The sequence below is a fragment of the Listeria sp. SHR_NRA_18 genome, from assembly GCF_003856515.1.
In the GTDB taxonomy this organism is placed as follows: Bacteria; Bacillota; Bacilli; order Lactobacillales; family Listeriaceae; genus Listeria_A; species Listeria_A newyorkensis.
The window spans coordinates 42,159-55,409 of record NZ_QPKR01000002.1; the positions used below are offsets into that span (position 1 = coordinate 42,159).

14 protein-coding genes are annotated in these 13,251 nt (G+C 44.9%); 3 read left to right on the forward strand and 11 right to left on the reverse strand.

The window, feature by feature from the left end:
* Nucleotides 1-27: 27 nt before the first annotated feature.
* Nucleotides 28-468 (forward strand): GNAT family N-acetyltransferase, encoded by a 441-nt coding sequence (locus tag DUK53_RS04345; RefSeq protein WP_036132082.1) that lies wholly within the window; start codon nt 28-30, stop codon nt 466-468.
* 354 nt (nt 469-822) lie between these two features.
* On the opposite strand, the gene DUK53_RS04350 is transcribed toward DUK53_RS04345, so the two are convergent.
* The 6 genes from DUK53_RS04350 to yicI form a co-directional block, all read right to left on the reverse strand.
* On the reverse strand, nt 823-1,179 hold the full coding sequence (locus DUK53_RS04350; protein WP_124892580.1) for a hypothetical protein: 357 nt from the start codon (nt 1,177-1,179) through the stop codon (nt 823-825).
* A 1-nt stretch (nt 1,180) separates the two neighbouring features.
* A complete protein-coding gene (locus DUK53_RS04355) occupies nt 1,181-1,744 on the reverse strand; it encodes a VanZ family protein (RefSeq protein ID WP_036132084.1) in 564 nt (187 codons plus the stop codon).
* 15 nt (nt 1,745-1,759) lie between these two features.
* Nucleotides 1,760-2,188 (reverse strand): hypothetical protein, encoded by a 429-nt coding sequence (locus DUK53_RS04360; protein WP_036132085.1) that lies wholly within the window; start codon nt 2,186-2,188, stop codon nt 1,760-1,762.
* 242 nt (nt 2,189-2,430) lie between these two features.
* Nucleotides 2,431-2,931, reverse strand: a complete 501-nt coding sequence (locus DUK53_RS04365; RefSeq protein ID WP_052164934.1) for a peptidoglycan recognition protein family protein — start codon at nt 2,929-2,931, stop codon at nt 2,431-2,433.
* A 73-nt stretch (nt 2,932-3,004) separates the two neighbouring features.
* On the reverse strand, nt 3,005-4,390 hold the full coding sequence (locus DUK53_RS04370; RefSeq protein WP_036132086.1) for a glycoside-pentoside-hexuronide (GPH):cation symporter: 1,386 nt from the start codon (nt 4,388-4,390) through the stop codon (nt 3,005-3,007).
* Nucleotides 4,391-4,447: 57 nt separating this feature from the next.
* Nucleotides 4,448-6,715, reverse strand: a complete 2,268-nt coding sequence (gene yicI, locus DUK53_RS04375; protein WP_036132087.1) for an alpha-xylosidase — start codon at nt 6,713-6,715, stop codon at nt 4,448-4,450.
* 146 nt (nt 6,716-6,861) lie between these two features.
* Between yicI and DUK53_RS04380 the strand changes: the two genes are divergently transcribed.
* Nucleotides 6,862-8,013, forward strand: a complete 1,152-nt coding sequence (locus tag DUK53_RS04380; RefSeq protein WP_036132088.1) for an ROK family transcriptional regulator — start codon at nt 6,862-6,864, stop codon at nt 8,011-8,013.
* Nucleotides 8,014-8,061: 48 nt separating this feature from the next.
* Here DUK53_RS04380 and DUK53_RS04385 read toward each other — a convergent pair whose 3' ends face one another.
* Genes DUK53_RS04385 through DUK53_RS04395 form a run of 3 tightly spaced genes read right to left on the reverse strand, consistent with a single transcriptional unit; the run spans nt 8,062 to nt 10,343 of the window.
* Nucleotides 8,062-8,517: an ASCH domain-containing protein gene (locus tag DUK53_RS04385; RefSeq protein WP_036132089.1), complete on the reverse strand. Its 456-nt coding sequence runs from the start codon at nt 8,515-8,517 to the stop codon at nt 8,062-8,064.
* Between the two features lie 29 nt (nt 8,518-8,546).
* Nucleotides 8,547-9,899 carry an MATE family efflux transporter gene (locus tag DUK53_RS04390; RefSeq protein WP_036089326.1) on the reverse strand — a complete coding sequence of 451 codons (1,353 nt, stop codon included), beginning with the start codon at nt 9,897-9,899 and terminating at the stop codon, nt 8,547-8,549.
* On the reverse strand, nt 9,900-10,343 hold the full coding sequence (locus DUK53_RS04395; protein WP_036089327.1) for a MarR family winged helix-turn-helix transcriptional regulator: 444 nt from the start codon (nt 10,341-10,343) through the stop codon (nt 9,900-9,902).
* Between the two features lie 141 nt (nt 10,344-10,484).
* Between DUK53_RS04395 and DUK53_RS04400 the strand changes: the two genes are divergently transcribed.
* Nucleotides 10,485-11,363, forward strand: coding sequence for a helix-turn-helix domain-containing protein (locus DUK53_RS04400; RefSeq protein WP_036132090.1), 879 nt, complete (start codon nt 10,485-10,487; stop codon nt 11,361-11,363).
* Between the two features lie 313 nt (nt 11,364-11,676).
* On the opposite strand, the gene DUK53_RS04405 is transcribed toward DUK53_RS04400, so the two are convergent.
* A complete protein-coding gene (locus tag DUK53_RS04405; RefSeq protein WP_036132092.1) occupies nt 11,677-12,069 on the reverse strand; it encodes a DUF1398 domain-containing protein in 393 nt (130 codons plus the stop codon).
* Between the two features lie 11 nt (nt 12,070-12,080).
* Entirely contained in the window at nt 12,081-13,247 is a 1,167-nt protein-coding gene (locus tag DUK53_RS04410; RefSeq protein ID WP_036132094.1) for a DHHW family protein, read from the reverse strand.
* Between the last annotated feature and the right edge of the window lie 4 nt (nt 13,248-13,251).

The following is a 13,251-nucleotide window of genomic DNA, read 5'->3' on the forward strand; positions in this document are numbered from 1 at the left end:
TTGCTTTTGAGAGAGGGAATGGTATAGATGGAGACACGGTTTATAGAGGCCACCCAAACACACGATTTGCGCCACCGCGTGCTAATTCCAGATCACCCAGTGGAGGCACTTGTCTACCCCGGAGACGAGGATCAGACGACGTTTCATGTTGGCGTGTTTGATGACGACGAGAAACTGGTTGCGATTGGGAGTTTTTACGAAGAATCAGATAACCATTTTAAAGGTGAAAAACAGTACCGTTTACGCGGCATGGCGAGCGATTCCAACGCACGATTGCGCGGACTTGGAAAAGCTGTGATTGTGTTCGCGGAGGAAGAGCTGGCGCGACGTGACGCCGACTTGCTTTGGTGTAATGCACGCGTGATAGCCACTGGATTTTATGAGAAAATGGGATTCTATTCGGTTGGAGAAGAGTTCGTGATTCCGAAGATTGGTGGGCATTATCGGATGGGGAAAGATTATAAATGATGCAACAAAGCCCAAATCTCTGGTCGGAGATTTGGGCTTTGTTTTGGTAACATAGAATGTCCTTACTGGGTCATAAAACCTGGTAAAGAATCTACAATATTAAGCAACCTGTTTGAAAAATAGATCATTCTTATTCATGGGTTCTTCTCTCTGATTAGTAATCACTTACCTATACGAGAAGTATAACACAGCTTAATACGGAAATTTATATTTTTCATAGTCATACAGCACGACAACTGTCACTCTACCATTTTTGTAATCCATTCCAAAACCTATCTTTTGATTTGTGTTAGAGTCCTGAAATTCAACCATGTCACCATATATCTCCGTATTTTTCTTTCTGTAATTAGCCCCCTATTTCCGCTGAACATCCGCAAAACTACTGCCAATCCCGATTCCTTTTTTTGTCGTAAAAGTTTGTCCATCAATCTTATCCCGGAGCTCCATACATACAATTTTTTTAGTTTTAGAATCTGTCGTCACAATAAACCCATCTGCATCATGGAAGTAGTACACGCCACTGTCATATGCAAATTCAGGATAATACTGCGTCATTTGCGACTCGTCCATTCCAATGACTAAATTGCCGACCCCCTCATTTTTTAGCGAAGTATCGCCAATAGGCCAGACATTCTTTACCCACAGAATTCCCACGTAGAGACACAGGCCAGCTAGCAGGATTCCAAGAACCAGTACTATTCTTTTCACCATCCTAAAATTCATACACATTCCATTTCCGAAAAAGCGGCTTGCAGACGTAAAATATCGCGAACCCAATCATGCCGCCTGCCGTGTTAAGCATGAGGTCATCCACGTCAATGGAATGCGGGATAGCTTGGTATAAAAGATTCTGAATCAGCTGCGCCATCTCGATTGCAAGGGTGAAAATAAGCACCGTCACCAACATCCGCTTCCACGTCACACGATATTTCGAGCATAGTGGATACAGACATCCAAGCGGAATAAACATAATAATGTTCGCAACGACCTGAAAAACCGTGCCGTAATTATCCACATTTCGATACACATATATCTCGCTAATCGTCGCAAACGGTACTACGTTAATCCACCGCAGATTCGTAAACATAGTCTCCCGAAGCTCTGGCTCAAGCTCGATTGGGAACAACGTAAAACCAACAACACCCGCCAAATAAACAAATAGGAAGCTTTTAAAAACAATTTTTTCGACTGGCGCTTTGTGTCTTATACAGCTGATCAAAAATGGAATATAAATCAGCGGCGCTATAACGAGCAGTAATTCGGCTTTTATCGTCACGTTAATCTCACCTGCCTATTTGTTTTTGAGTGTGCCATTTGCGGTTATCCAGTAGTAGCGATTGTCTTTGTTAGCAATTAGATAGTACTTAGAAGAATCGCCGTCTATGTAATATTGATGCGTTGTAGTTTTTCCAGTATAGCTTTTTCCTGGTATGAAGGTCCTCGTACCATATGATGAATCAAAACCGAATCTTTCTTTTTTAAGCGTTATAGTAACTGGCGTAGCGACCTTTCCCTCAGCCGAAACAATGAGTTGTAAATTCGCGTATCCTTTTTTGAGTTTGTGGTATTTACCGTTTTTAGCACCGTTTACTACCTCATGCTGAAATTTGATATTCACATTTTGGCTTACCGACGCATATGCTGTCAACAGCGGAATACTTAGCATCACGACTCCTGATATAAATGCTGTTATAAATTTTTGAAACTTGTTTTCCCTCACTTTTCCCAACTCCCTTTATTTAGTATCAAGTGTTATTGTAAACGACTACACGATAATAGTCAAAATATTATAAAAATAATGTATAGAAAGATACTAAACAAAAAATATAGACCAAAAACGTCGTGAAAACGCTGATGGCCTGTATTTTAGGAATCGTGATTAGTGAGGACGTGTTGATTGTTAGTTTAGCCTTTTCCTAATTAGTGCTAAAAATGTATAAAAACGTAAGCTTAAATTTCAACTCAAAATCGCCCATTCACCCGCTGAATAATTCCTTTTAATCTCGGAACCAAACCCGGCCCCGGACACTCCGTCGTATCCACCGAATTCCCCTCCGCACATTGATGCCCAACGATCCGCATCTTCCTACCGTACCGCGTATTAATATCTCGAATCAGCGTCACCAGCGAATCAATCGTCGCTTCACTCACCTTCCAATCCGGCGCTTCCGTAACATTACAACACTCAATCCCAATCGAATAAGAATTCGCCGCTCGTGCGTGCCAAGCCCTCTTGTCCTCGCCAACATACGCCCGTATTTCCCCGCTTGGTCCAATGCCATAGTGCGCCGAAGCTTCCCGTTCTCGCCAAACCTCAGGGACATCATCAAAATCCGTTTTAGCCATGTGATGAACAACTACCGTCGTGATTTCTGCGCCTTCTCTGCTGTTCCATCTCTCCTCACCGGGATTCACAAAACTTTCAAAATCATGCGGGGTCGCTAGTGGACTAATCATCGCCATGAAATTCGCCTCCTTGCTTTTTCTAAAAGTATAACACACGAAAACCACCCCAATTTCGGAGTGGCCCGTCTCATTATTTCTCTTCTCTCAACTTCCGATTCCGTTCCGCCAGTTCCACAAGATACATTTTCTCCTGCTTATCTGCTTTATAGAACATCAACGCAATCGCTGCAATCGCAAAGCCGACAATCGGAATCCAAATAAAATTGAACTCAATCGCATGTAGCGCGCTCGCGGATTGGACTTTATTCGCTTGATAACCACCCGCCGCTAAAATTCCTGCAGTCATCGCGCCACCAATTCCCATTCCGAATTTCGCGCCGAAGCTTGATGCGGAAGTCAGCAAACCTTGTGCTCTCACACCGCTTTTCCACTCGCCATAATCGACGGTATCAGCAAGCATAACTGAAAGCAATCCGGAGATAAATCCAGTTCCAAACGCGTTAATCACAACGCCGACAATGATAATCGGCACGCTCAAGCTATATGCCCCAACGCCCATAATCACTTGCCCAATAATCGCCAAAACAAGTCCGCCGACCATCGTGTTTCGTTTGCCCAATCTTCCCGCTACAGCAGGCGTCATCAGCAATGTCAAAAGTGAGCCAAACGCCAGCGCCATAATCATCGGCACCAAATCTTCACGTCCCAAATTGTACTTGAAGAAGTAAATCGTCGTTTGGTTTTTCATCGTCATAGCCATCCAATAAATGAAGTTCATCAAAATCATGATTGCCCATGGCCAGTTGCGCTTAATCGCTTTTATACTGTCTTTCACGCGCACCACTTTTTGCACGTTTTCAATCCGTTCTTTCGTGTTGAAGAAAGTGTTCAGTAATAATACCACCGCCACGATGGAAAAAATCAAAATCGTGAGGAAAAAGCCTTTTTGGTCGTCTCCTTTTCCGAGTGCTGCTACGATTGGCAATGTGAATACGGTTACAATGATTTGTCCTAGCGTGCCACCAAATTGGCGAATTGTTCCCAAAACCGTTCTTTCTTGCGGATTATTCGTCAAACTTGGCAAAATCGATGTGATCGGCAAATTCACGCAAGAATATAAAATACCTACTAAAATATATGTGATATATGCCCATGCCAATTTTCCGGCGTCGTCAAAGCCTGGTGTCGTAAAGGTTAACACGCACATGAGGCCAAATGGAATCGCGAACCAGAGGAAAAATGGTCGACTTTTGCCCCAGCGTGTATTGGTGCGATCGATGAAAATCCCGATAATCGGTCCATCAAAGGCATCGATCACGCGCGCGACTAGAAATAGCGTTCCAACTGCGGCCGCGCTTAGTCCGTAAACGTCTGTATAGAAAAACATTAAATAGGTCGAAATAACTTGAAATGCTAGATTACATGCTGTATCACTTAAACCGTAACTAATTCGTTCTTTCCATGGCACCATTGCTTTCAATGGCTGTTCCGTCGATATTCTTCCTGTCGCTTCCATTAAATCTCCACCTTTTTTAGTAGTCGCCCATCTCGTTTCGGAGACGGGCTCGATTTTTTATGCTAGTTTGATTGTTTTTTCAGATGTTTCATATGTTTTTATCCCTGATTCCTGTTGTTTATGCCAGATGACTTCGTAATTCGCCAAACCTTCTGTGTGAACTGTGATTTCGGAATTGTTGTTTTCCACGCGAATCGTTGCTTTTTGCGTACCGTTTGCTTGGTAAATCACCGTTTCCGCGTGTGTGCTAGCCGTTTCAAAACCGTATACATGAATCGTTGGATTTTCCGCATAATCATATTCGGCGTGATCATCCTGCGAACCGCACACGATAATGCTGTTTTCCTTCGCCAATAACGGGAAACTCATGTAATCGTGATGCTCGCTAACCCACGTGCCGCCGTCATAAACTTCATCTGTCAGGATATTCGTCCATTTGCCTTTTGGTAGATAAAACTCGCCGCGGCCTTCGTCGTTAAAAATCGGGGCTACGAGTAAATTCTCGCCCAGCATATACTGACGGTCAAGCGTTGCAGCAGCTGGATCTTCCATGTATGAAAGCACCATCGGACGCATCATCGGCATGCCATCCGTGTGCGCCGTCACCGCTTGCTTAAACAAGTACGGCATCAAACGCATTTTCAGCTTCGTAAATTTCCGCGTCACGTCCACCGCTTCCTCATCGAAAATCCACGGCACGCGATATTCCACGTTCCCATGATAACGGCTATGCGATGACAACAAGCCGAACTGCGTCCAACGCTTGTAAATATCCGGCGTCGCGCCCTCCTCAAACCCGCCAATATCATGACTCCAAAATCCGAATCCAGATAGCATGAACGACAACCCGCCGCGCAACGATTCCGCCATCGAGCTATACGTAGAAAGACAGTCACCGCCCCAATGAACCGGGAATTTTTGCGATCCGACCGTTGCCGATCTCGCGAATAGTACCGCTTCTTGCTCGCCACGCTTCTCCTTCAACAGGTCAAACACGACTTCATTGTAAATGTACGCGTAATAGTTATGCATTTTTTCAGGATCAGAACCGTCGAAATACTGCACATCGGTCGGAATACGCTCGCCAAAATCCGTCTTGAACGCATCCACACCCATGTTCATCAAAGCACTCAACTTATCGCGATACCACGCGCACGCCGCCGGATTCGTAAAGTCGACAATCGCTTGTCCTCCTTGCCATAAATCCCACTGCCACACGGAACCGTCCCGATTTTTAATGAAGTAGCCATGCTCCTTACCTTCCGCAAAAAGCGCCGACTTCTGAGCAATGTACGGGTTAATCCAAACGCAAATTTTCAAACCCTTCGCCTTCAAGTTCGCGAGCATTTTCTCAGGTTCTGGGAAAACACGACGATCCCACTCAAAATTGCACCACTCAAAATCCTTCATCCAGAAACAGTCAAAATGGAACACATCCAGCGGAATATCGCGCTCCTTCATGCCATCAATAAAAGCGTTCACCGTCGCCTCATCGTAATCCGTACAAAACGACGTGCTCAGCCATAAGCCAAACGACCAAGCAGGCGGCAACGCAGGTTTCCCAGTCAAATCCGTATACTTCCGCAAAATTGCCTCCATCGTCGGACCATAAATAATCATGTACTCCAGCGCCTCACCCGCAACGCTAAACTGATTTTTCGACACGTGCTCCGAACCAACCTCAAACGACACATGCTCCGGATGATTCACAAAAACACCATACCCCTTATTACTTACAAAAAATGGAATGTTCTTGTACGACTGATCACTACTCGTGCCGCCATCCTTGTTCCAAATATCCACCGTCTGGCCATTTTTCACAAAGTTCGTAAAGCGCTCGCCAAGCCCGTAAATGTTTTCTCCAACGCCCAAATCAAGCCGTTCGCGTATGTAATTCTGATCCGCAGACGTAATATAACCTTGCCCATTCACATCCGATTTCGTCAAAAACTGCTCGTTCCCGTAAAAAGACAACGCATAGTTTTCCTTATCAATCATGACTTTTAGATCACCAGACTGAATTGTAATCGCTTTCTCATCATCCGTCGTATTCAGAAGAACTTGCTGTTCATTAATCCCAAACGCAGGCGACTTGCGCTCTCCGCCATCATGATGCTTCAAACGTACTGTAAACACATCTTCTCGCGGCGAACTAATCTCCGTCGTCATCAAACCAAGATTCAGCGTATCCCCACGCGATTTAATTTTTTTAAAAGGAGCAAAAACGGTCACTGTATCCGCTTTCAAACTATAGTCAAATACTTCTTTCGGATTCTGAATTTCAAAACCCTCTTTCACGAGCCAAATACCATCTGTAAATTTCATCACTGGTCCCTCCTCATCAAGTTAGTTAGCATGATAAACTAACTAACATTATAATAATACGAACGTGACATTTTGTCAAGCGCTTTCTTATTAGACAAAGCCCTCATTTATCGCTACAATAGATAAGAGAACAAGGGGGTACCACAATGTTTGCAAATCGAACTGGAATTAGAGAAGCCAATGAACGCACCGTTTTGAGCGTCATCGTTAACGACGGTCCGCTTTCACGAGCGAATCTTTCCGAAAAAATCGGCCTAAACAAAGCAAGTGTTTCCGCCATCGTCAAAAAACTGATCGAACAACAATTAATCACAGAAATCGGTATCGGCGAAAGCACCGTTCAAGGCGGTCGAAAACCAATTATGCTTGAGCTAAATAAAGCAGCAGGTTTCGCGATTAGCGTGGATCTTGGCTACGATTACATAGATACGATGATTCATTACCTAGACGGCACCATCCGAAATCGCAAACTGCTTCCCTTTCGAACCATCGAAAAAGCCACAATCACCGCTGATTTAGTCACCATCATCCAAGAAATCACCGCAAAACTCCCAAAATCACCTTTTGGCATTGTTGGTATGACCATCGCGATTCACGGCATTGTCCACAACAACCAGATTAACTTCACGCCCGCCTATGATTTCACTGATTTCCCGCTGGCCGAAGCCCTGCAAGAGCACTTTGACTATCCGATTTTCCTAGAAAACGAAGCGAATCTGCTCGCACTCAGTGAACACGCCAAGCATAGCGCCTACCACAATCTCGTTTGTATCAGTATTCACGCAGGAGTTGGCGCCGGAATCATCACAAACGACACGCTTTACACTGGCGAAAACGGCCTCAGCGGCGAGATTGGCCACATGATTGTCCAGGCAAACGGAAATCCCTGCACGTGCGGCGGTAAAGGCTGTCTCGAGACCTACAGCTCCGAAAAAGTGATTTTAGACACGTATCGCGAACTAACGGATAATCAGGAAGCCATCATTCCCGACCTGTACCGCGCTTATGCCGCGAATGATGCCATTGCTACGAAGCTCATCGCGAACATGGTGGACTATTTGAGCATCGCCGTTCACAATGTCATCACGCTCTACAATCCAAAAGTTATCGCGATTCACAGTGAAATCAGTCGCCTCATTCCTGATTTCCCAGAGAAGATAGAGCAACAATTACCATATTTGACCGCACAAAACATCGAAATCAAAAAAGCCAGCCTCGGCGAAGAAGCCATTCTATTCGGCGCCGCGGTTGTGACAATTTCCAACTTTTTAGAAGTCCCAAAATTTGAATTAAAATAAGAAAAGGCGTGCATTTACTTCGAAAAGTAGCTACACGTCTTTATTTTTTCATCTCGTATCAACCACCTCAAACCGCTGACACACAAGCAATAAATCTGGCGTAAACGTCAATCCAAACTGCTCTAATTCCGACGTAAAAAACCGTACATGCGCGTCATACCAATACTCATAACTAAGATCGCCTTCCCCTTCTGACCTCGCAAAGTCCTGCGACACCTCGTTCATTTTCACAAGCTCCACTTCCGTATATCGAATAATTACCAATGGTTCATTTTTCCCATCCAAGACAATATTATACTCCCCAACTTCTGGAATTGGCTCGTCCTCTATTTCATGTACACAATGCGCCGCACACGAGGCCGTTTTAACGCCATCCACAACGAGCGCTCCCAGCCGATCCGCCATTTCAGAACCATAGCCAAACGCCCACGCCTCTGGACATTCCAAGTCTAAGCCACGCTCCTTAGCAAATGATTCCCAGTATTTCTTAATAATCTCAGACATTTTTCTCGCCTCCTTTTTTCTGCATAAAACTAAACCATTTCTGGATTCTTAAACAACCCGCGCCAAGTCCGTAGCATGATAATCAGACAAACCGTAAAGGCTCCGACATCTGCAAGTGGGAAGGCATACCAAACGCCGTCGAGTCCCCAAAAATTCGGTAGGATTAAGAGCAGTGGAATCAGGCAAATAATCTGACGCATCAACGAAATCACGAAGGAAATCCGCGCTCGGCCAAGTGCTTGATATAAACCACCACACACAATCTGGAATCCAATCGTCGGAGCTGCCAACAAGACAACCTGCACCGCATGCGCCCCATCTTTTAGCAGTTGTTTGTCATTCGTGAAGACGCTAACCAATAAGTCTGGAAACAGTTCCACCACCGCAAAAGCAACGACGGACATCACGGTCGCGGCCACAATCGACATTTTCACAGCTTTCACCACGCGCTTATATTCCCGCGAGCCGTAGTTAAAACCGACAATCGGCTGCATCCCTTGTGTCACGCCATTAATCGGCATAATCATGAACGATGCGATTCTGTTCGCCACGCCATACGCCGCAATCGCCATCGTTCCACCATGAATATTGAGCATCCAGTTCACCGAAATCGACACGATACTCCCAGCCGACATCATGATAAACGACGGGAACCCAATCGCCATGATGCTTCCCGACAATTTCCAATCAATATGGAATCGGAACCCTTTTAACGTCAGCGAACTTTTGCCAGATAGGAAATAGATTAACAGCCAAACCGCGCCAACCGCCTGCGCTATCAACGTCGCAAAAGCCGAACCTCGAATCCCCATATCTAGTCCCATAATGAAAATTGGATTCAAAATCATGTTCAAAACCGCCGAAATAATCATCGTCAGCATCGCAATTTTGGCATTGCCCTCAGAACGAACAATGTTATTCATCGCCATCGCAAAGGTTTGAAATACCGAGCCCAGCAGTAGAATTTGCAAGAAATCCTTCGCGTATTGGTGAATCTCCGGCGTCGCGCCAAACATCGTCACCAGCGGATCCAGGAAAATGAACGTGACAATCGCCAGCAGCAAACTCGAAATGACCACAAGCCAAATAACCTGATGATACACCCGGTTTGCTTCCTCGCCTTTTCCTGCGCCAAGTGCCCGCGAAATAATCGACGCACCGCCAATTCCGAACATCGCTGCCATCGCCATCATAATCATCTGTACTGGAAACGCAATCGAGAGCGCTGCCACACCAAGCGATCCAACGCCCCGCGCCACGAAAATCGTATCGACAATATTGTACATACCCATCACGAACATTCCGACAAACGCAGGAACCGAAAGACGCCACATCAACGAACCAATTTTATCCTCACCTAAGCGCTTACTTTGTTCCTTCATCTACTCACCCGCCTTCTCATGATTTTGCGCATTGTCCGCCATTCGAAGCAGTAAATCGAGTAATTGCTCCCGCTCTGCTTCGGAAAATCCACCTGTCAAAACGCCAGACCACGCCTTCATCGTCTCCTCAATAACAGGTTGCACCGATTTCCCTTTTTCCGTCAAATAAACCATATGTTTACGCTTATCTTGCTGATTCACTTCTCGGCGAATCATGCCCAACTCTTCCAAGCGATGAATATGCCTCGCCACGTTCGCCTTGTCCACCATAAATCGCTTCACAATCTCATCTTGTGACAACGCATCCTCATGATAAAGCGTCGTAATATAACGTAACTGCCCAACTCCCAGGCCATACTCCTTCAACCGCTCTAACTTAAATGTATTTCCACACCGATTCACGATAGACATCGATTTTGCAATAATCTCATAATGTTTCACCATAAAATTCCCCTTTTCCAACCTCTAAATGGTTGCGACATCAACTTTACTCATTATACCGAATATAAGTTCCCGCCGCAATCAAATTTGACTTTATCTAGCGGTTTTGACACAATAAATAGAGTAGAAAGCGAGGCTAGAACGATGCAAATCAAAAAACTAAAAGAGCGCTATCCCGATCTTACATATTCCGAAAAACCGTTAAAAATAAATACGACACATCTCTTCTTTTACGAGAATCCATACTATTTCGCGATCCCTAAGAGAACGCTAACAACAGCGGAAATAGACCTACTGCAAACACTTTTCCAAGCACCAGCACCTGTTTTCAAAAACGAACGGCTCACCGAATGGCACGCCTTACTATTCACGCAAGAACCGCTCACAATCAAGCCAGAGCCGCATTCTTACCGCATCACACAATTCCAAATCCAGTCCGCACCGCCATCCAAAAAAACACTACTCGAGTGGCAAAAAGCGTTGATTAGTTTCTTCGCGCAGGACACCGAATTACTCATGCTGACCGATAATTACGGCATTCTGATTGAAAAAATAGCGGGATCCCTGCTCGGTGAAGAAGAACTCGATGCCATCGCGACCACGCTGGAAAGTGATTTTTACGTGCAGGTTCACTTTTTCATGGGGCTATTCCACGAGAAAAACGCCTTGCTCCGCGACTTATTCGCCGAAGAACAACGCCTGTTCCGACAAAATTCCAGCCAACTCGTGCAAACCGTCGAATCCAACTGCTTGCCGATGATTGCCGAACAGTTGACGAGTAGTTTATTAGCGCGTGAAATCGGCCAGCTTTTTGAGAAAGATGAGACTTGGAAACCGCTAATTAAGGCGCTTTGGGAGCAGCAAGGGAATCTGAGCATGACTGCAAAAGCGCTATTCATGCACCGCAACACGATTCAGTACCGCATCGATAAATTTCAAGAATTGACGAACCTGTCGCTGCGAAAAACAGATGGGTTGCTGTTTGCTTATCTGAGTTGCCTGCTTTATGAAGCGAAAACATAAAAAAAGCTCTGGAATAATTTCCAAAACTCAAACGATTGAAAACGCTATTTTTAGATATGCTAACGGTTACTCGTCCGGGCGCTCCCTGCTCTGCGGTTCAAAAATGAAAAGTCCAATACCTAACACTACAATCCCAATGATTAATAGATACATCGCATAGCCCCTTTTCAAAAAAATACTAACAACTCTAATTGTTTACCCTATTCAAAAAAAATATGCACAAAAAAAACGATTCTACTGTTTTGTACACGTGGAATCGTTTTTTGAGGTATGCTGCCAACTAAAAAAAGCCTCCCGAAGAAGACTTTTCAAATCATTTACTTGGAATCGGCTCTTGAAGTAGCGCCTTACCTTCCTTATCCTCATAAGTAACCATCATCTCAACCAAGTCGGAATGCCAAACTGGAACGCCCGCCTCACCCGCTAACTCGCAAAACTGCTCGAAATCAATTTTTCCAGCTTGTGCTTGTTTCACCGCGTCTTTGATGGCAACTACTGAGGAGGCTAGCGCCACGATTTTCGGTACGCCGTTCAATTGCGCTTCGACCTTCGCGCCCTCTGCATCCCAGAAAACATACATCCCCGTTTCCACGAGATAATCGTATTTCACGACGCCGGCCGCTTTGAATCCTTGCACGACTTTCGGGAAATCGCCAGCGTTCGCCTCACTCGTCGCGACTTGCATAATCGTTTCTTGCGTTAACATGGGCTTGCCTCCTACTTAAATGTCGTTAATTGTGGTGTCGCATAAATCGAATTATTATTGAAAAACAACAACGCCTGGTCAATATCGTATTTTTTCACGTAGGCTTGCAAATCGAGATTTTTATAATAACGCAAATCCAACACGTGCACATTCGCATAATACGGCGCGATAAATTGGATAAACGCGTTCGCATAGGAATCCTTAAAAATCAACAAATTCTTCTGCGTCAACGGATCTGGCGTCTTAATATGGAGCTCCGGATAATCCGTCCCAATGTAGGCTGTGTAACGATTCGCATACACCGCAGGATCCGTCAAACGACTCATCACGTATAACGAATCGCGCTTCTCCTTGATCACATCCAATTGATACGGCGCACTCAGATTTTTCTGCTCCGCGACCATCACTTGATCCGACTTAGACACAAGCGAAGAAGTCGTTTTCCGAGCATCCGAACCGTAAAATGACAAACCTTCCAATTTCCAAGTCCAATCGTCCACCGTCAATTGTTTCACGCCAGAATTCATCGCTTTCGCCACTTTTTCCGATGCTAAAAATGCGGCTTTGGCTTGCCAATGATGATCGGTATAGAAAAACATGTTTTTCTCGTTCTTATTTTTGTAAAGGACTTTCGAAACATCGATATTCTGCACATACTGCTCGTCGATAAGCGGCATCAAACGCTCGTATCCCTCACGCCCAAAACTCGGATAATAGGTCGGAAACTTGTCCTCAAACACCGTCGACTTATTCGGAACGATCACCAAACTGGTTGTAACGCCTTGTTTTTGCAATTCCTTACCTACATCATTCACACGCTCAGCGATTTTATCCGCATCAGCCTTTGTATATTGCTCCACTTTTGTCAGCAAATAGCCATCTGGCGCGACGTATACATCTTTGTACACATCTTGCCCCAGCGCCACTTGGTTCACGCGCATATTTAGCTCCGTAAACGCATCACGACGCGGAAATTGATCGTTAAAAAAGACATCCCAGCTCCTCATATACTGACCGCTTTTCACTGCCTCCGAGCTAAATGCAGGCTCTTGCGCCAAGTTACGACTTTCTAAAATAGACACTTGATTTTTTCCAGCAAACAGATAGAAGAAAAAAACGCCGAAAATAAAGAGTAGAAACCCAGTCGATAGTAGTATGTTAAATAGTTTTTTATTCACAGTT

What these genes read in the sequence shown, in the direction of transcription:
- DUK53_RS04350 (WP_124892580.1), bottom strand. Translation starts at nt 1,179, where the DNA reads ATGGTGAAAAGAATAGTACTGGTTCTTGGAATCCTGCTAGCTGGCCTG.
- DUK53_RS04395 (WP_036089327.1), bottom strand. Translation starts at nt 10,343, where the DNA reads ATGGTGAAACATTATGAGATTATTGCAAAATCGATGTCTATCGTGAAT.
- yicI (WP_036132087.1), bottom strand. Translation starts at nt 6,715, where the DNA reads ATGAAATTTACAGATGGTATTTGGCTCGTGAAAGAGGGTTTTGAAATT.
- DUK53_RS04405 (WP_036132092.1), bottom strand. Translation starts at nt 12,069, where the DNA reads ATGTTAACGCAAGAAACGATTATGCAAGTCGCGACGAGTGAGGCGAAC.
- DUK53_RS04390 (WP_036089326.1), bottom strand. Translation starts at nt 9,899, where the DNA reads ATGAAGGAACAAAGTAAGCGCTTAGGTGAGGATAAAATTGGTTCGTTG.
- DUK53_RS04380 (WP_036132088.1), top strand. Translation starts at nt 6,862, where the DNA reads ATGTTTGCAAATCGAACTGGAATTAGAGAAGCCAATGAACGCACCGTT.
- DUK53_RS04365 (WP_052164934.1), bottom strand. Translation starts at nt 2,931, where the DNA reads ATGGCGATGATTAGTCCACTAGCGACCCCGCATGATTTTGAAAGTTTT.
- DUK53_RS04385 (WP_036132089.1), bottom strand. Translation starts at nt 8,517, where the DNA reads ATGTCTGAGATTATTAAGAAATACTGGGAATCATTTGCTAAGGAGCGT.
- DUK53_RS04400 (WP_036132090.1), top strand. Translation starts at nt 10,485, where the DNA reads ATGCAAATCAAAAAACTAAAAGAGCGCTATCCCGATCTTACATATTCC.
- DUK53_RS04370 (WP_036132086.1), bottom strand. Translation starts at nt 4,390, where the DNA reads ATGGAAGCGACAGGAAGAATATCGACGGAACAGCCATTGAAAGCAATG.
- DUK53_RS04345 (WP_036132082.1), top strand. Translation starts at nt 28, where the DNA reads ATGGAGACACGGTTTATAGAGGCCACCCAAACACACGATTTGCGCCAC.